Source organism: Paraburkholderia caballeronis (assembly GCF_900104845.1).
GTDB classification, from domain to species: Bacteria; Pseudomonadota; Gammaproteobacteria; order Burkholderiales; family Burkholderiaceae; genus Paraburkholderia; species Paraburkholderia caballeronis.
This window is the reverse complement of sequence record NZ_FNSR01000001.1, coordinates 182,145-201,229: the sequence shown is the minus strand read 5'-3', so window position 1 is coordinate 201,229 and position 19,085 is coordinate 182,145. Positions and strand designations below refer to the sequence as shown.

Annotated in this window: 13 protein-coding genes; 9 read left to right on the top strand and 4 right to left on the bottom strand. The window is 63.4% G+C overall.

What is annotated here, in order from left to right; translation table 11 throughout:
* Window positions 1–54 precede the first annotated feature (54 nt).
* The 9 genes from dnaN (at window position 55) to BLV92_RS00820 (ending at window position 12,761) form a co-directional block, all read left to right on the top strand.
* Complete coding sequence (dnaN, locus tag BLV92_RS00860; RefSeq protein ID WP_090541392.1) at window positions 55–1,158, top strand: DNA polymerase III subunit beta; 1,104 nt, start codon at window positions 55–57, stop codon at window positions 1,156–1,158.
* Between the two features lie 124 nt (window positions 1,159–1,282).
* Window positions 1,283–3,757 carry a DNA topoisomerase (ATP-hydrolyzing) subunit B gene (gene gyrB, locus BLV92_RS00855; RefSeq protein ID WP_090541389.1) on the top strand — a complete coding sequence of 825 codons (2,475 nt, stop codon included), beginning with the start codon at window positions 1,283–1,285 and terminating at the stop codon, window positions 3,755–3,757.
* Window positions 3,758–4,658: 901 nt separating this feature from the next.
* Window positions 4,659–5,405 carry a glycine zipper family protein gene (locus BLV92_RS00850; protein WP_090541385.1) on the top strand — a complete coding sequence of 249 codons (747 nt, stop codon included), beginning with the start codon at window positions 4,659–4,661 and terminating at the stop codon, window positions 5,403–5,405.
* A gap of 225 nt (window positions 5,406–5,630) precedes the next feature.
* The gene (locus tag BLV92_RS00845; protein WP_167626991.1) at window positions 5,631–6,863 is read left to right on the top strand and encodes a caspase family protein; all 1,233 of its coding nucleotides are present in this window, start codon (window positions 5,631–5,633) and stop codon (window positions 6,861–6,863) included.
* Window positions 6,864–7,033: 170 nt separating this feature from the next.
* Entirely contained in the window at window positions 7,034–7,948 is a 915-nt protein-coding gene (locus tag BLV92_RS00840) for a DUF4384 domain-containing protein (RefSeq protein WP_167626990.1), read from the top strand.
* 23 nt (window positions 7,949–7,971) lie between these two features.
* Window positions 7,972–10,968, top strand: a complete 2,997-nt coding sequence (locus tag BLV92_RS00835; protein ID WP_090541377.1) for a tubulin-like doman-containing protein — start codon at window positions 7,972–7,974, stop codon at window positions 10,966–10,968.
* Window positions 10,969–11,035: 67 nt separating this feature from the next.
* On the top strand, window positions 11,036–11,812 hold the full coding sequence (locus tag BLV92_RS00830) for a tetratricopeptide repeat protein (protein WP_090541374.1): 777 nt from the start codon (window positions 11,036–11,038) through the stop codon (window positions 11,810–11,812).
* Window positions 11,812–12,477: a hypothetical protein gene (locus BLV92_RS31945; RefSeq protein WP_090541372.1), complete on the top strand. Its 666-nt coding sequence runs from the start codon at window positions 11,812–11,814 to the stop codon at window positions 12,475–12,477. Before BLV92_RS00830 ends, BLV92_RS31945 begins: the two co-directional genes overlap by 1 nt.
* 68 nt (window positions 12,478–12,545) lie before the next feature.
* Window positions 12,546–12,761, top strand: a complete 216-nt coding sequence (locus BLV92_RS00820; RefSeq protein WP_090541369.1) for an NINE protein — start codon at window positions 12,546–12,548, stop codon at window positions 12,759–12,761.
* Window positions 12,762–12,885: 124 nt separating this feature from the next.
* On the opposite strand, the gene BLV92_RS00815 is transcribed toward BLV92_RS00820, so the two are convergent.
* The 4 genes from BLV92_RS00815 to adh all read right to left on the bottom strand — a co-directional run bounded on the left by BLV92_RS00815 (window position 12,886) and on the right by adh (window position 18,969).
* Complete coding sequence (locus BLV92_RS00815) at window positions 12,886–14,658, bottom strand: SWIM zinc finger family protein (RefSeq protein ID WP_090546728.1); 1,773 nt, start codon at window positions 14,656–14,658, stop codon at window positions 12,886–12,888.
* A 408-nt stretch (window positions 14,659–15,066) separates the two neighbouring features.
* The gene (locus BLV92_RS00810; protein ID WP_090541366.1) at window positions 15,067–16,614 is read right to left on the bottom strand and encodes a methyl-accepting chemotaxis protein; all 1,548 of its coding nucleotides are present in this window, start codon (window positions 16,612–16,614) and stop codon (window positions 15,067–15,069) included.
* 356 nt (window positions 16,615–16,970) lie between these two features.
* The gene (locus tag BLV92_RS00805) at window positions 16,971–17,363 is read right to left on the bottom strand and encodes a DUF779 domain-containing protein (protein ID WP_090541363.1); all 393 of its coding nucleotides are present in this window, start codon (window positions 17,361–17,363) and stop codon (window positions 16,971–16,973) included.
* Window positions 17,364–17,448: 85 nt separating this feature from the next.
* Window positions 17,449–18,969 (bottom strand): aldehyde dehydrogenase, encoded by a 1,521-nt coding sequence (gene adh / locus BLV92_RS00800; protein WP_090541361.1) that lies wholly within the window; start codon window positions 18,967–18,969, stop codon window positions 17,449–17,451.
* Window positions 18,970–19,085 lie beyond the last annotated feature (116 nt).

Sequence of the window (19,085 nt, the reverse complement as noted above, 5' to 3'; positions counted from 1 at the left end):
CAGCGGCGGCCCCGGCGCGGGGCGAGCAGACCGTCACATCAACGAAGGAACTCTATGCAACTGGTCAAGACCGAACGCGATAACCTCCTCAGGCCGCTGCAAACGGTGAGCGGCATTGTCGAACGCCGCCACACGTTGCCGATCCTCGCCAATCTGCTGATTACCAAAAACGGTTCCGACGTTTCGTTCCTGTCAACGGATCTGGAGCTGCAGATCACGACCCGCGCCGACTTCGGCGTCGGCGACGACCAGGTCGCGACGACCGTCGCCGCGCGCAAGCTGCTCGACATCCTGCGCGCGATGCCCGACGGCCAGGTGACGCTGTCGCTCGCGGACAAGCGCCTCACCGTGCAGTCCGGCAAGAGCCGCTTCGCGCTGCAGACGCTGGCCGCCGACGAGTTCCCGACGGTCGCCGAGGCGAAAGACTTCGGCGCGAACCTCGCGGTTCCGCAGAAGACGTTCCGCCAGTTGCTCGGCATGGTGTATTTCGCGATGGCGCAGCAGGACATCCGCTACTACCTGAACGGGATGCTGCTGGTCGTCGACGGCGACCAGTTGATGGCGGTCGCGACCGACGGCCACCGCCTCGCGTTCTCGTCGATGAAGATCGAAGGTTCGTTCGCGCGCCAGGAAGTGATCATCCCGCGCAAGACGATCCTCGAACTGCAGCGCCTGCTCGAAGACATCGACGACACGCTGAAGATCGACATCGGCTCGACCCAGGTGAAGTTCACGTTCGGCCAGGTCGAACTCGTGTCGAAGCTCGTCGAAGGCAAGTTCCCCGACTTCCAGCGCGTGATCCCGAAGGCGCACAAGAACACCTTCGAGATCGGCCGCGAGGAACTGCAACGCTCGCTGCAGCGCGCGGCGATTCTCACGTCCGACAAGTTCAAGGGCGTGCGCTGCATCATCGAGCCGGGCCAGTTGAAGATCATGTCCACCAACGCCGACCAGGAAGAGGCGCAGGAGGAACTGGAAATCGCCTACCAGGGCGATACCGTCGACATCGGGTTCAACGTCACGTATCTGCTCGACGTCCTCGCGAACCTGAAGGTCGACACGTTGCAGGTGAGCCTGGGTGACGCCAGCTCCAGCGCGCTCATCACGATTCCCGAGAACGAGGAATTCAAGTACGTGGTGATGCCAATGCGCATCTAAAAAAGCGACGAATCGAAAACACCAGGGGGCGCAGAAGCCCCTTTGGCGTTTTTATGGCTTTTTGAAAAGCATCAGCAGCAACTCGGGCAGTAACGCAGCAGCATCGCAGAACCGGAAAAATTCCATGACTGAACTGAACCATTCGCAACCCGACAACAGCAGCTATGGCGCATCGTCCATCCAGATCCTCGAAGGTCTGGAAGCGGTGCGCAAGCGCCCCGGGATGTACATCGGCGATACGTCGGACGGCACCGGTCTGCACCATCTCGTGTTCGAAGTGCTCGACAATTCGATCGACGAAGCCCTCGCCGGCTATTGCAACGACATCCACGTCACCATCCACGCGGACAACTCGATCTCGATCACCGACAACGGCCGCGGCATCCCGACCGACGTGAAGATGGACGACAAGCACGATCCGAAGCGCAGCGCCGCCGAGATCGTGATGACCGAGCTGCACGCGGGCGGCAAGTTCGACCAGAACAGCTACAAGGTGTCCGGCGGCCTGCACGGCGTCGGCGTGTCGTGCGTGAACGCGCTGTCCAGCTGGCTGCGCCTCACCGTGCGCCGCAACGGCAAGAAGCACTTCATGGAGTTCCATCGCGGCGTCGCGCAGAATCGCGTGCTCGAAGAGCGCGACGGCGTGACGGTATCGCCGATGCAACTGCTCGGCGACACCGAGAATCGCGGCACCGAAGTGCACTTCATGGCCGACGAGTCGATCTTCGGCAGCGTCGAGTATCACTACGACATCCTCGCGAAGCGCATCCGCGAACTCTCGTTCCTGAACAACGGCGTGCGCATCCGCCTGACCGACCAGCGTTCCGGCAAGGAAGACGACTTCGCGCTCGCGGGCGGCGTGAAGGGTTTCGTCGAGTTCATCAACAAGACGAAAAGCGTGCTGCATCCGACCATCTTTTATGTGTCGAGCGAGAAGGACAACGTTGGCGTCGAAGTCGCGATGCAGTGGAACGACAGCTACAACGAAAGCGTGCTGTGCTTCACGAACAACATTCCGCAGCGCGACGGCGGCACTCACCTGACCGGCCTGCGCGCGGCGATGACGCGCGTGATGAACAAGTACATCGCGGACAACGAGATCGCGAAGAAGGCGAAGGTCGAGACGTCCGGCGACGACATGCGCGAAGGGCTGTCGTGCGTGCTGTCGGTGAAGGTGCCCGAGCCGAAGTTCAGTTCGCAGACGAAGGACAAGCTGGTGTCGTCCGAAGTGCGCGCGCCGGTCGAGGACGTCGTCGCGAAGGCGCTCGAAGAGTTCCTGCTGGAGACGCCGAACGACGCGAAGATCATCTGCGGCAAGATCGTCGATGCCGCGCGCGCGCGCGACGCCGCGCGCAAGGCGCGCGAGATGACGCGCCGCAAGGGCGTGCTCGACGGCGTCGGGCTGCCGGGCAAGCTCGCGGACTGCCAGGAGAAGGATCCGGCGAAGTCCGAGATCTACATCGTCGAGGGCGACTCGGCGGGCGGCTCCGCGAAGCAGGGCCGCGACCGCAAGTTCCAGGCGATTCTGCCGCTGCGCGGCAAGGTGCTGAACGTCGAGAAGGCGCGCTATGACAAGCTGCTGTCGTCCGAGCAGATCGTCACGCTGATTACCGCGCTCGGCTGCGGGATCGGCAAGGACGACTACAACCTCGACAAGCTGCGCTACCACCGCATCATCATCATGACCGACGCGGACGTGGACGGCGCGCACATCCGCACGCTGCTGCTCACGTTCTTCTACCGGCAGATGCCGGAGATGATCGAGCGCGGCTACGTGTACATCGCGCAGCCGCCGCTGTACAAGCTGAAGGCCGGCAAGGACGAACGCTACCTGAAGGACGACGCGGACCTGAACGCGCACATGCTGCGGCTCGCGCTGAACGGCTCCGAACTCATTCCCGCCGCGGACGCCACACCGATCGCCGGCGATGCGCTTGGCGAACTGGCGCGCTCGTATCAACTCGCGCGCGGCGTTGTGGACCGGCTGAGCCGTCTGTACGACGAGCGGGCGCTGGAAGCGGTGATGGACGGCGTCGTGATCGACCTGTCGAGCGAGGAGTCGACGGAAGCGTCGGCGCGCGCGCTTCAGGCGTCGCTGCGCGACGATCCGCTGAAGCCGGAGGTGGCGGTGTCGGCGATGTACGACCCGGTGCGCGAACTGCGCTCATTGCGCGTCGAGCGCCGGCATCATGGCAACGTGAAGGTATCGGTGATCGACGAGGATTTCCTGTTGACCGCCGACTACCAGCAGCTCCTGAATACCGCGAATACGTTCAAGGGGTTGATCGGCAAGGATGCGATGATCAAGCGCGGCGAGCGCAGCATGGCGGTGAACGACTTCAAGAGCGCGATGAAGTGGCTGATCGCGGACGCGGAGCGCAACGTTTCGAAGCAGCGTTACAAGGGGCTTGGCGAGATGAACCCCGGGCAGCTGTGGGAGACGACGATGGACCCGGCGGTGCGGCGTCTGCTGCGCGTGCAGATCGAGGATGCGATTGCGGCGGATGGGATCTTCACGACGCTGATGGGCGACGATGTGGAGCCGCGGCGAGCGTTCATCGAGAGTAATGCGTTGCGGGCGGGGAATATTGATGTGTGAGGCTGGGTGTAGGTAGCCGCATAACCTGAGAAACGAGGACCCATAAGTTGAGAAGCTTATGGGTCTTTTTTTCGACAGACAGATTGCTGGGCGATGCGTCGGCGCACGCTTTTCGAAACGCCGAAGCGCAATATCGTGGTTGCGATTACAACCTTCACAAGCTGGACATCCAGGATCACCTGTGAACACATCGCTGCGCTTTACGCGCGCCCACTTCGCTATGCAAAGCCGATTGAGACCAGCCATTTAATGCGGCTGAGAATACGTAAAGCAGTAAATTATCGAAGACGTTATACGTCCGGAGTTACCGGCTAGACGTTTGTTCCCGAGCGTAGCAGTCGGGCAGCGCATCAGACAGGTCTTTTCAGTTGATGGTCTTTGCGCGCCGGGAAACGCACCGCTGCCATCATAGATCCGGCACAGCCGCTATGGCCATCCCGCGCCGGCAGGATGGCCGCAGTCCTCTTTTCTGGCGAGCATCTCTGCGACCATCTTCGCCTTGATCTTTTCCGTAACGGACATCCTGCGCAGCCGCGTGGTTCACCGCTTATCCGCACGATCAGCGAGACGTCCATGTCGCCGTGCTGACACACCGCTCCCGGCACAGATCCGATACCGCCTGCTCGGGCTATCGGCGAGTCTCGACTTCCCCATTCCGTAGCATCCCGTCAATGAGAAAAGTCTACTTTTGATCCAGCCGGCTCTTCGGGCGATTACCGTGGACGCAATTCCTCGTGAAACCGAAGCATTGAAACTTTATGCCATGGTAATTGGTTTGCCGCACTTGCGGTGTTACAGTATTACCCGGTGTTTACTATCGAGGTTACGGCAGTAAACACCGCAAAGCGCAGCAAGCGGGGAAACAACATTACAGTGCGCATACGAACAAGAGACGGGGATCATGGCGAGCAATAAAAAAGCAAAAGTGGCCAGCGTGGTCACGGCAATGGGGTTGCTGTTTTCATCGACAGCGCTGTTCGCGCAGGAGTCGGCGAACAGTGATCTGGATAGCTGTGTCAGGCAGAAGCAGGTCATCACCACCGTCAAGGGCTCCGTCGTCGGGGCGTTGGCCGGTGTGGCGGGTGGGCTGTTCGGCGGTAACAACAAGAAGGATGCCGTGACCGGCGCGGCGATCGGCGCCGTGGTCGGCGGGATTGCAGGCTTCGCTACCGCCTATTACACCGCGATCGATAGCTGTTACAAGGAAAACCCGTCCTGGATTCCCGAGTCCAATCTCCAGCGCACCAAGGATTACAACAAGGTCAAGCGGGAAACGCACTACAAACCGAAGCAGGGTGTGTTGCTGCGAGTCGAATCCGTCAAGGTGGCTCAACCGGTCAAGGCCGGCGATTTTGCCGAGGTCGACAGCGCGTTCATCGTGATGACACCCGATGGTGCGGAAATTCCCGTGACGATCGAGCGCAAGCTGTTCGTCGTGGATGACAAGGGCGAGCAGACCGAAGTGCCTTTCCCGGGCCATGCTACGTCCGAGCAGCATACGTTCGAACCCGGCGAGCAGCAGGATACCGTGCGTATTCCCATTCCGCATGACGCGAAGCCCGGCAGTCTCTATAGCATGCGATTCAGCGTGGCGGCCGGCGATAAGCCGCCCGTCGATATGACCCAGCAATTTGCCGTAACGCAATAACAATGGACGCCGTCCGGCCGCGAGGCCTGGCCGGATGGCGGATGTTCTGTTTTTCTTCGGGGACGTGCGGTGGTCTGCGCGGCAAGCGCGCAATCACGATTGCCGTGCTGAATTCAAATGAAAACGTTTTTTGCGCGTATTTCGATCGTTGCATGCGCTCTGCTGCTTTCGGCCTGCGCAGCCAGCGACCTGCCCGGTTTCCAGAATGCGTATCGGGCTTATGACGTGCCGCAGCCGCTGGTCGAGCGGATCAAGGCGAAGTTTCAGGCGCACGGGCTGGACCAGGCGAGCGTCGCCCGCGACAGCACGGGCCGGATTCAGTTGACCGGCACTTACCGCAACGAGGACGAAGTCGACCAGGCATTCACGATCGTGCAGTCGATCGTCGGGATCAAATCGACGTCGCCGTTCTATCCCACGCATATTCTGCAAAAGCGCTGGGAGCGCGCAGCGGGCCAGGCGCTCGACGCCTATGCGCATGGCGCTCGCCACGCGTCGGCCATGCCGGTGAAGCGTGCGCTGGTGGTCGGCATCAATCATTTCGCCGACCCTTACCACTTGCCCGACATCCAGGGGGCCGACGATGCTGTGGTCGTGCAGGCGTACCTGAAGCAGGCGGGCTATACGGTGACGGCGCTGCTGAACGAACGCGCGACGAAGGCCAACATCGAGGCGGCCATCGCGAGGCTCGGCGGCGAGATCGGTCCGAACGACCAGGTATTCATCTACATTTCGAGCCACGGCAATGTCCCGGTGCCGACGCCGGCCGGCCAGGACCAGCGCAAGATGTCGATCATGGCCTACGACTCGGGCGACCAGAATACGGTCAAGTCGAACGACCGCACCGAAATCCTGCTGCATTTCCAGAACCATGCCGTGCCCGACACGCTGGTGCAGGATCTCGCGCGCAAGCCGAGTGCGATGACGCGTGTCGTGATCGACACCTGCTATAGCGGCGACATGCTCGACGACATCAGCGACGACAGCACGACCTATATCCTGCAAACCAATGGCGGCCGCAGCGAGCGGGAGGGTATTTCGCTGGCTTCGTGGACCGGTCCGGCCTATACCGCAAAGGGCATCCGTTTCTCTGACGACGGCGCCGGTGCCGGCGCCAGCGGCGGCCAGGTTGGTGGGGCGGCCGCGCACACGGCCGTCGACCGCAACCGCAGCGGCTACCAGATCATCACCGCGACGAGCACGAACGAGGAGTCGCTCGGGCCGAAGTCCGGCCATTTCGCCAGCCCGCTCGATCCGGGCCGCACGCTGAGGGGCTCGTATTTCACGCAGTCGCTGTTCGACTATCTGGCGCACGACAACGGTCAGCTCGACCCGGCTTTCCGCGACGCGCAGCGCTTTACTTCCAGTACGGCGGTCGAGGTGTCGCATGGCAATGCACACCAGGTGCCGCGCCAGTTCTCGACGATCCCGGCTCAGCAAAACGATCTGTTTCAATAGGTCCGCTTCCGGGAGCGATCGCTTCCAACCGAAAAAATACTCTGCCTATCTGGAGAATCGACATGCGTTACCCCCTTGCCACTCTCGCGCTAGCGGCACTCGCGAGCCATGCGTTTGCGCAGGAGCAGCAGTACACCGCGAAGTCCCTGTTCTTCGGCCAGGACAACTCGGTGGTGGCGGTGGGAACGGAGCAGCCTTCCGCAACCGCGGCAACTTCGGCAACCGCGGTTGCCGCCGCGCCGGGCGAGGGCAAGCCCGCGGGCAAGATCGTCAAGGTGGCGCAGAAGAAACCTGCCCAGATCGGCGTGAGCTATTTCATCCGCCTCAAGGATGCCGACGGCACGACGCACGACGTGCTCGCCCGGCGCGTATTCAAGAGTGGCGAGCATTTCCAGTTGGGCGTGAAGGTCAACCGGCCGTCCTATGTCTATATCCTCAACGAAGCGCCGGACGGGACGGTGACGCAGATCTATCCGCAACCCGCGCAGGACAATTTTGTCGACGCAATGGGCACGGTGTTTTTCCCGGCCAGGGGTTCGTTCGTGTTCGACGACAAGCCGGGCATGGAGAAACTGATGGTGTTCCTCACACCCGAGCGCGAGCATCAGGACGTGACGCAGCGCCTGCGCCACGTCGCCCCCGATCTGGTTTCGACGCCGGCCGCGATGAACACGGCAGCCGCGACCTGCACGACGCCGGGGCTGGCGACGGCCGATGCCGCGTCGGGTGACGTCATGCCGGCCATGGCGGCGTCGGGCGGCGTCGCGCCGATGCAGACGGCCGACGCATCGAATGGCGCTGCCCCGATGCAGATGCCCATGCCGGACAGCCAGGCGAACCCCGCCCCGATGCAAATGGCGGATGCCTCGACCGGTTATGCAGCGAAAGGAATCGCATTTTCGCCCGAGCAGGGTCCGGCTTCGGGTTGCGGCAATACGCAGACGCAAGACTATTCCGCGAAGGGCATCGCGTTCAGCGATGACGCTGCGCCGGCGGCGGGCGGCCAGGTGGCCTCGTATGTCGTGAAGCAGGCGCCGAAGTCAGGCGGTCATCTTTATCTGAAGATCAATCTCGCACACGAGTAATCCGAACCGTTATAGGCAAGCACATGGCAGATCCGCAAAATCACCTGATCGTCGGCCTCGGCGGCTCCGGCGGCAAAATCATTCGTCACCTTCGCAAGACCATCGAACGCAATCATGCGCAGAGCAGCGGCCGCCCGTCCGCGCGCTTCGAATATCTGTACGTCGATACGTCCACTGACGAACTCGACAGGCACGACGAATGGAAAGTGCTCGGCAAGGACGTGGCGCTGGACCGTAGCCAGTACATCGTCAACCAGGCCGGCAGCGTGCGCCCGGTGCTTGACGATCCGACCTCGTTCCCGGGGCTGCGCGACTGGATCGAGCCGAAGTCGATCTTCGACTTCGTCACGCCGAGCACGGCGGGCGCCGCGCAGCGCCGCAAGCTGGGGCGGGTGGTGTTCGCGCAGAACGCCGGGCATTTCGTGAAAGCGATCGAAGACCGCGTGCGCGAACTCGGAAGGGACCAGCAAGGCGGCGGCGTGGTCGTGCACATCGTCTGCGGTCTGGCCGGCGGGACCGGCAGCGGCTCCGTGGTCGACGCGATCGCGCAGATCCGCAACAAGTACGAAAAGTCCGAAGAGTGCCGGATCCTGGTCTATGCGTTGCTGCCCGAACGCGATTTCAAGCATGTCCACACCGCTGCCGGCTTTGCGCCGTATTACGCGAATGCGTATGCGGCGCTGTCGGAACTCAATGCAATGGCGGTCGGCCAGTACCATCCGGTGAACGTGCTCGATGGTTCGCGGATGAAGCACGACGTCTATTTCAACGGCTGTTATCTCATCGGCAACGTCAACGAGAACGGTATCCAGTTCGACGGTGACAACGAGATTCCGCGCATCGTCGCCGAATTCATCTACCAGAAGATCCTCAACAAGCAGTGGGATGGCCTGGGGCGCGCCGAGAAGGGCGAGAACGACATCAAGAACTTCGAGATGGAAGGGAGCATCAAGGCGCGCGCCAAGCTGTTCCTTTCGCTCGGCATCGAGCGCATCGTGGTGCCCGAGCAGGAAATCAAGGAGTATCTGGCCTATGGGTTCGCCGAGCAGGCGACCCGGCAGTTGATGTACAACAACTATCGCCAGGGCGAGGGGTATGCCGACGAACCCGTGCAGAAAGACTGGGGGTCGGAGGTGCGCAAGCCCGAAGTGGTGCAGCGCCTGCTGCTCAGCGACGCGCACCTGATGCTTGAGAAGGGTATCCTGGACGACGACGCGAACAACGCCATGTGGAAGCCAGCCCAGGAATACTGGGAATCGGTGGTGAGCAGCCAGTCGCCGCAGATCAAGAGCGACCAGACGATCGAGCAGGCCGACTGGACCAACCGCCTGATCGAGCGTCTGACCAAGGTGTTCGACGAGACCTATCGGACCATGGGCGGGGTGCGCAAGTTCTACGAGATCAAGGGCAAGGCGCGTCCAGAGATGGCGCGGCACATCAGCCGTCAGGTCGACAAGGAGCTGTTCAGTCAGTGGAAGACCGGCACGCACTCGTTGATCCAGCTGCGCCAACTGGTCGATGCGCTGACCAGCGTGCTCGACGAACGGCACAAGGTGTTCGAGGCCGAGTTGACGAAGGGGCCGGCCATCGAGCAGGCAATCTTGCAGGAGATCGCGGAGATCACCGCCCAGTTCAACAAGGTGGGTTTCTTCGGCAAGCATCTGACCGACAAGCGCAGCAGTCTGTTCGACGAGATCGGCAAGAAATATCGCGAGCTTTTCGTGCTGCGCACGCGGCTGGAAGGCGAACGTTTCGCGGGCAGCCTGATTCCGTTCGTCAAGGAGGAACTGGGATCGCTGCGCGGCACCATCGATCGGCTTCAGCAAAACCTGGCCGCCGCCACCGAGAAGGTGCATCAGGAGCAGGCAGCGCGTCTCGGCAATGCCGATTCGGTCTACCAGCAGCGCATCTTCGACCTGGACGCGATCAAGAAGGTCATGAAGACCATGCTGGTCGACGAGCCGGGGCAGATCGTGCGCACGCAGCAGGTGCGCCAGGCTCTGATCGACAAGGTCGGCACCGGGGTCGATTCGTTCGAACCGTTGAGCCGCGGCCTGTCGCTCGCCGACATCATCGTTACGCTTTCGCGGAAGTCGGACGAGATCGTCCAGGGGGTGCACAACGAAATGGCGAAAGAGCAGCGCGTGCTCGACGTCAATATCGTTGAGCGCCTGCAGGCGCAATACGGCGCAAACGAGAGTGGTTTGAAGGATTTCGTGCTCGGGCTCTACCGGAAGTCGGGCACGATGCTTCAATACAACAAGTCGGAAGTCGACCGGGGCCTGGAGTCGGACAAGATGGGCGGCCGTACGGGCCGGGTGACGACGGTCTGCGTGTTCCTGCCGGAATGCGAGAGCCGGAAAGAGTTCCGGGAGCAACTGGCGAGTGCTTTCGCCCAGCAGAAGGACCCGGCGTCGGACACGGTGGTGCAGACCGGGCGGCTCGAAAACGAAATCGTCATCATGAAGATTGCCTCGTTGATGCCGGCGCGCTATGTCGAGTCGCTCGCCATGCTCAAGAAGCACTACGACGGTTTGCTCGGCGACCACAACGAGTCGTATTTGCTGCATGGCGAAGGCAACGGCAAGCGCTTGCCCCCGCTCTACGCGCTGACCGGCGCGCAGGTCCAGGCACAGCAGAAGCGCCGGCCTTACCGGCTGGTAGCGCGTCTGCTGGAGATGGTGAAGTCGCGTCAGAACCGCACCAGCGGCGAGACGGAGTGGGTGCTGATGTACGAAGCCGATGGTTTGCCGACGTCGAAGGTGCTGGAGGGCCGGGACTGGCCGACCGTATTCGAAGGCGAGCAGCCCGAAGAGGCCCAGCAACTGATCGAGCGGGAAGTGTCGCGCCGCATCGAAGCGGATTACAGGCACCGCGATGACAAAAACGCATTGCTCGACAAGTTCAACGCGTTCGCCCGGACCATCTACGAAGAGGCGGGATCGGACGACGATCCCGCGTACCGGTCGTTGGTGGAGATGAAACCGCTGGTGCGCGACATCATCGGTTTGAAGGATTGAGGACGCCGCCAGATGCCCTGGCGGTTGGTCCGCCGGGGCTGCTGCTGTTACGAGAACAAGGACCACTATGGCAAATTACAAGTGCCCGGCGCTAGGCGATTGCGAGCGCGCGAACAAGGGCGAGATATTCGAACGCACGCCGGGCGAAGAACTGCGCTGCCCGACTTGCGGAACCACGCTGGAAGCGGTGGCTCGGCCCGGTACGAAGAAAAATCCGGGGGATGACGGCGGGAAGGGCATCGGTACGCCCGTCATTGCCGCGATCGCGGCGGCGGTGGTGATCGTCGTGGGCGGCGGCGCTTATTTCTATCTGCATGCGCATCGGTCTGCGACCGTCGTGCCGCCTGTCGCGTCCGAATCCGCTCCGGCGCCGGTTTCGGCTTCGGCCCCCGTGGTGGTGGCGGCCGCGTCGGCGCCGGCGACTGCTCCGGCGACCGGGCTGGCACCCGACGACGCCGAGATTGCCCGGCAAAGCCAGGCCGCTGCGGGTCAGTTGGCGAGCGGCAGTGCGTCGGACGCTCTGGCGGATAGCAAGGGCGCAGCCGCGAAGGAGATGATCAAGGTCGCCGTCGCCGACATGAAGCAGGGCAAACTGGACGAGGCGGAGCACGCGCTGAATGACGCGTTGGCCCAGGACCCGAAGCAGTCGCTCGCTTACTACAATCTCGGCGTGCTGCGTCTGCGGCAGGGGAACACCGATGAGGCGCTCAAGCAGTTCGAGGCCAGCTTCCTGAACGGCTTCAACTATTTCGACGCGATGGACAAGGATCCGGACCTGAACGGCATCCGCAACGATCCGCGCTTCACGGCGCTCGTGAAGAAATATCGCGCACCGGCGGTCTGATGCGATACCGGGTCCTGGCCGCACTGGCGGCGTTGTTGCTGGCGGCGGGGTGCGCGAAGAAAGCGCCCCCCTCGATCATCGGCCACTGGCACGCGGAGCGCTTGCAGTTGTTCAGCGCGAGCTTGCCGATCGGTCCTGACGTCGAGATCAGGGCGGACGGGATCGAGAATCCCGATACGCATCTGGCCATTCCGGTTAAGTCGATCGAAACCAAGGGTGACGAAGTGATTGTCGACCTGCCGTATGGCGTTGGTTTGTCGTTCTATTTCGACGGGCCGGACCGGATGTATTTCAAGGTGCCGTTTCTCGACAAGATCTACTACCGGCGGGTCAAGGATGATGCTCCGGCCCCCGCGCCGGCTACGCTGACTGCGCAACCGCAACCGCAACCGCAACCGCAACCGCAACCGCAACCGCAACCGCAACCGCAACCGCAACCGCAACCGCAACCGCAACCGCAACCTGCGGCACAGGCGGGTTTCGAAGCGGCTTATGTGCTGGCCGAGCGTGCGGCACACGACGCCGACGGGGATGCAGCGCTTGCCCACCTGAACGATGCCTTCAGGGAAGGCTTCCGCCAGTTCGACCGTCTGGATGCCGACCGGAATTTCGACGCGCTACGCCCGGACGTGCGTTATCAGGCGCTCGTGGCCCGATACCGATAGTCGCTTGCGTAATGGCGAGCTTGGCGGATCGGCGAATTCAACCCGAACGAAACGAAATAGACGACGAGATGAATACGGACAAGCGCTTATTGCCAGCGTTTTTGCTTTGCCTGTTTTTGGGCAGCCTTGGATTGCATCGATTTTATGCCGGCAAGATCGGTACGGGCGTTCTGATGCTGCTGACGCTGGGCGGCCTCGGCATCTGGACGCTGATCGATCTGATCATGCTGGTGTGTGGCGCATTCAAGGATCGCAACGGCAACAAAATCACCCAATGGACCTGAGTTCGAGGTAGCCGCTCCGGGGCAGGCGGGCGGCTTTTCCCGCTGATCTACCGATGCAATCGGGTGGGACAACCTGCTTTCGTGCGAGGTCGCTCGATGGAAAAACCCTTGAAACAAGGGGTCCTCAGATAAATGTGGCGAGCAGCTTGATAAAGTTGCGCTTCGCGCGATATGTCGAGCGAATCACGTCCAGCTCTTCGGTGAATTCCGCGTGTTCACCGAGTTGCACCCGCAACCCGCCGATGGCACGTACAACATCAAATGCTTCGTCATAACGTGCGTTGCGCGCGCCGTTTTCCACCGCGACAGGCAGCATCCGGTGATAGAGCGCGATTGCATCACGTGGATGCGTCCTGCCGCGCACGGCAGCCATGTCTGCCCCTAGATGTCGTGCAACCGGGCCACCTGTGAAAGCATCCCACGCGGCGTCGTTCTCGTTTTCGGCGAGAAAAATCCTGACCAGTTCGGTCCGCGCATGGGCGCGCCAGACGTTTCGCTTCGCTTTACCGGATGACTCGTCCTCCCTGACCAGCGACCAAAGGTGCTGCAGTGCGCGCTCGCGGGTTTCGTCATATCGACCCGTGGCTGTCGCAACGTTCATCAATGCGGCAAACGCATTCGCCGCAGGGTGAGCTTCGAAACGTCGCCACGCAAACGCATCGGCCCGATCGAACTCGCGTCGATGCAGATAGCCATCGATGCAGAAGCCGAGCAGGCGCGGGTCGAACTTTTCGCCCGACTCATGCAGGCCGCGCTCCGCCCACGCGAGGCCCTCGTCAGGGCGGCCGTGCCGCACGCAAAGCTCAGCCAACTCCAGGAAGCGGGATGCACTCGACAGGTCTTTCGCGTGAATGCGGATAAGCGCGTCAATATCGCCATCCTGTTCCGCGAGGGCTTCCATGGCGTGCTCAAGTCTCATGCGCCGGGAGTCATATGAGCGGCGAAGCGGTTTGTCCGGCGCAAGCGCAGGAAGCGCCTCCCAGGCTTCGAGGACCAACTGGCGATAGCGGCGTAATCCGCCCTCGCCGAGCGGCTCCACGTACGCCGGCAACACGTCGTAGAACGTGTCCCACACGCTTTCTGTCTGTAGCCGGAAGAGCCGCTCCGCAAGCTTCACGGGGTCTGGCCTGGTCAGCCTGCACGCATCGAGGTGGACCGATGCCAGCTCGACGATGGCGGGCATCACGTTGCCACTGGAGTCGTCGATCTGCTCAAGGCTCTTTTCCGCGCCGGCAATCGCCAGCTCCGACAACTCGACGACCTGTGCCGCGGTCGGTCCGGCCAGCCGTTGGCGCAACATGTCGGCCAGCGACATCAGGCCGTCGCCGTATGCGTCCGCCTCCCGCCAGTCCAGCGGCCGGGCAATCCGCGTGGCCTGCCTGACGGCGGCTTTCATGCCGGACAGGTCGGATGCGCCGGCCGCGCGCGCGGCGAACAGCAGCCTGTCACGCAGGGCCCGGTCCCGCTCGACCGCGTCCAGCAACAAACCCTCAAGCGCATTCTTGTCCAGCGTCGCCACGTATTCGCGGATTGTTTCCGCGTTGGTCTTCCGCTTCTTCCGCGGTTTGTCGCGATCGGGCTCGTCGGCGTGGAACACCTCCTCGCCGGAATTTTCCAGCCAGGACAGCGCAACGGCGACCGCGTGCTTGCAGAAAATGCCGTCGTCGCCGACCGGGCAACTGCAGTCGTAAGCGAGTTCGCCGTCCCCGGCGGCGAGTTCGACCCGGTAACGGTGCGTGCCGCGTACGGTGGCGCGAATGGCCCCGTGATGTTCTTCCAGACGAGACACGGCGCCATCATGGAAATAGGCTTTGCCGCGCGCGAATGTCTTCGGGTCGGCGCGCGACTGAACTTCGGCGAGGGTGAGCAGCTTCGCAAGCTTTGCTGATTCGGACATGGAACGGACGCAGGCAATGAAGCAATGGCGGTCGGCGGATAGCGACGATGATACCGGTTTGAACATGCCGGCCACGCTGTCCGCTGTCGTTCCGGCCTTGAGGGTGAACAAGCCTTGCGATCCTGAAGCTTCGCATCGAGACATGCTGTGGCGAGGCGGCGCCGTTCAGGGCTACCGGTGCGCGGTTCCCCTCTTCGACGTGCCGGAGAACGACTCGACGCGCCGCGTTCCAGCACGCGTGCCGAGCCCCGGTCGGCGGCGGCACGACCCGACTATCGCGGCGAACGTTGCCGCCGGGCCGGTATGCCGCGATGGCGCAGCGGCGCCGGCGCGATCAGGCGGATGCCGACGGGCGGAGCAGCCGCCCGTTGAACGCGACCGAAGCGGGCACGGCGCATCGTCTCGCCCTCACCGCCGAAACACACTAACCGCCTCGACAAGACTCCGCGCCTGCTGCCGCAAGCTCTCCGACGCGGCCGTGCTCTCCTCCACCAGCGCCGCGTTCTGCTGCGTGATGTTGTCCAGATCCCCGACCGCGCGATCGACCTGCGTGACGCCGCTGCTCTGCTCGTCGGTCGCCGACCGGATCTCCGCGATCAGGTCCGACACGCGCTTCACCTGCGTCACGATATCGTCCATCGTCTTGCCCGCGTCGTTCACGAGCTTCGAGCCCGATTCGACCTTCTCGACGCTCGCGCCGATCAGCGCCTTGATCTCGCGCGCCGAATTCGCGCTGCGCTGCGCGAGCGCGCGCACCTCGCCCGCGACCACCGCGAAGCCGCGCCCCTGCTCGCCCGCCCGCGCCGCCTCGACGGCCGCGTTCAACGCAAGGATGTTCGTCTGGAACGCGATCCCGTCGATCACGCCGATGATGTCGGCGATCTTGCGCGAGCTTTCGGTGATGTCGCTCATCGTGGTGACGACCTCGGAGACCGCCTCGCCGCCGCGCGCGGCGGCATCGCTTGCGGTGCCGGACAGCGTGTTCGCCTGCATCGCGGTCTCCGCGTTGCTCTTCACGGACGCGGTCATCTGCGCCATCGACGCGGCCGTCTGCTGCACATTCGACGCGGCCTGCTCGGTGCGGCGGCTCAGGTCGTTGTTGCCCTGCGCGATCTCGTCGATCGCGGTGCGCACGTTCATCACCTGTTCGCTGACGTCGTCGATCAGCCAGCGGAACATCAGCCCGAGCTGGCTGATGGTGCGCAGCGTCATCCCGATCTCGTCGACGCGATCCATGTGATCGACCTTCTGCGTCTCGCCGCTCGCGACGCTCAGCGCCTGTTTCAGCATCGCCTCCAGCGGCCGCGAAATCTGCGCTTCCAGCCACAGCGACGCGGCGATCGAGATCGCGACGGTCGTGCCCGCGAACCCGGCGAGCCCGGCGCCGCCGAGGCCCGCGAGCCATCCGGCCGCCACCAGCGCCGGCGCGGCGACCAGCAGCGCGCCGCGGATGCGCCAGCGCACCGGCATCGTCTTGAACGCGGACAACCAGCGCAGCGCGCCGCCGCGCACGACGAGGCCCTTGTGGATGCGAAGGCCGCGCGCGCGGCCTTCGCGGAAGTCCCGGTACAGCGCGTCGGCGGCCGCGATCTCGTCGCGCGACGCCTTCGTGCGCACCGACATATAACCGACCGGCCGGCCGTTGCGGATCACGGGCGTCGCGTTCGCGCGCACCCAGTAGTGGTCGCCGTTCTTGCGGCGGTTCTTGACGAGCCCGGTCCACGGCTCGCCGCCCTTCAGCGTCGCCCACATGTCGGCGAACGCTTCCTTCGGCATGTCCGGATGGCGGACGAGGTTGTGCGGCTGTCCGGTGATCTCTTCGCTCGTGAAGCCGCTGATCTGGATGAACGCAGCGTTCGCGTACGTGATGTGGCTGTCGACGTCGGTCGTGGACATCAGCGTCGCGTTGTCGGGGAACTCGAACTCCTGTTGCGTAACTGGCTGGTTGTTGCGCATGTGTGGCCCCCTCGGTAAAAAAGCCGTTCGCGTCTCCGGACGCGAGTCATGTTTTCCTTGTTGCGCCTTGCGGCATCGGGTGCCGAGGAATGCACCCGTGCGGCGGCTTTGCCCGTGTATATCGGTAACATAGCCGCGAACCTTTAAGCAGGCTGATCGTTTCGCACTCAATTAAATCGCGCGCAACCCATGCCGCTTCTGCGTTCGGCGCGAATCGCGACGGGCTTCGAATCAGCGTTCGGTACAGAGGGGCAGCGGCCGCGCCGAGCCGGGCGACATGACTGACTGCGTCAGAGGAAGGCGAACCTCGCGGCATGCGAAATCGATTCCGCAAGGTTCGCCGTGGAGCAGGAGGATCAGGTTTCGGCGCGCGGCGCGGGATGCGCTTCGAGCCACGCGTTTTCCGTGTCGTCGAACAGGCGCGAGCGGGTCAGGAAGCGCAGACCGGTCGGCCGTTCGAGCGAGAACATGCCGCCGTTGCCGGGCACCACGTCGATGATCAGTTGCGTGTGCTGCCAATATTCGAACTGTGCTTCGGTCATGTAGAAGGGCATGCCGCCGATCGTGCCGAGTTGCACGTCCGCCTGTCCGACCATGAACTCCGACGCGGGAAAGCACATCGGCGCGCTGCCGTCGCAGCAGCCGCCGGACTGGTGGAACAGCAGCGGCCCGTGCTCGCCGGCGAGCCGTTCGATCAGCGCGAGCGCGGCGGGCGTCGCGGTCACGCGCAGGACGGGGGCGTCAGCCATGTTGGGAAGCGTCCATTGGCGGGAAGGGAAAGAAACGCCGCGCACGGGGCGAACCCGCGCGCGGCTCCACGGAGGCGGCCGCCGGTCAGAAGAAGCCGAGCGGCTTTTCGCTGTAGCTGACGAGCAGGTTCTTCGTCTGCTGGTAGTGGTTCAGCATCATCCGGTGGTTTTCGCGCCCGATGCCCGACTGCTTGTAGCCGCCGAACGCCGCGTGCGCCGGGTACGCGTGGTAGCAGTTGGTCCACACGCGCCCGGCCTGGATCGCGCGGCCGAAGCGGTACGCGCGCGTGCCGTCGCGCGTCCACACGCCGGCGCCGAGCCCGTACAGCGAGTCGTTCGCGATTTCGAGCGCCTCGTCCTCGGTCTTGAACGTCGTCACGGAGACGACCGGCCCGAAGATCTCTTCCTGGAAGATCCGCATCTTGTTATGCCCGCGGAACACGGTCGGCTTCACGTAATAACCGTCGGCCAGTTCGCCGGCCAGCGCGTTGCGGTCGCCGCCGGTCAGGCACTCCGCGCCCTCTTCCTTGCCGAGCTTGATGTACGAAAGGATCTTTTCGAGCTGCTCCTGCGACGCCTGCGCGCCGATCATCGTCTTCGGGTCGAGCGGGTGGCCCTGCTGGATCGCCGCGACGCGCTTGAGCGCGCGCTCCATGAAGCGGTCGTAGATCTTCTCGTCGATCAGCACGCGCGACGGGCACGTGCACACCTCGCCCTGGTTCAGCGCGAACATCGTGAAGCCTTCGAGCGCCTTGTCGAAAAAACCGTCGTCGCGATCGAGCACGTCCGCGAAGAAGATGTTCGGGCTCTTGCCGCCCAGTTCGAGCGTGACCGGGATGATGTTCTGGCTCGCGTACTGCATGATGAGACGGCCGGTCGTCGTTTCGCCGGTGAACGCGATCTTCGCGATCCGGCGGTTCGACGCGAGCGGCTTGCCCGCTTCGAGCCCGAAGCCGTTGACGACGTTCAGCACGCCGGCCGGCAGCAGGTCCTGGATCAGTTCGACGAGCACGAGCAGCGACGCGGGCGTCTGTTCGGCGGGCTTCAGCACCACGCAGTTGCCCGCCGCGAGCGCGGGCGCGACCTTCCACGCGGCCATCAGGATCGGGAAGTTCCACGGGATGATCTGCCCGACGACGCCGAGCGGCTCGTGGAAGTGATACGCGACCGTGTCGTGGTCGATCTCGGAGATGCCGCCTTCCTGCGCGCGGATGCAGCCGGCGAAGTAGCGGAAATGGTCGATCGCGAGCGGGATGTCGGCGGCCATCGTTTCGCGCAGCGGCTTGCCGTTGTCGATCGTCTCGGCGACCGCGAGCGTTTGCAGGTTCGCTTCGAGGCGGTCGGCGATCCGGTTCAGGATGTTCGCGCGGTCGGTCGGCGACGTGCTGCCCCACGCGGCCTTCGCCTTGTGCGCGGCGTCGAGCGCCAGTTCGACGTCGGCCTCGCGCGAGCGCGGCACCGACGTGAACGGATGCCCGGTGATCGGCGAGATGTTGTCGAAATACTCGCCGCCGACCGGCGCGACCCACTCGCCGCCGATGAAGTTGCCGTACTGCTTCTTGTACGGGAACCCGGTGTTCAGGAACTGCATGTCCGCATGATTCATCTGTGTGCTCCTCACAGTCTTGGGATCGATATGGGCGTCCGCGCGTCGTCTGTGTTCGCCCTGCATTTGCGCGCGGGTCCGCGGAGCCGCGTACGCCAGATCCGTGCCAGTCGCTA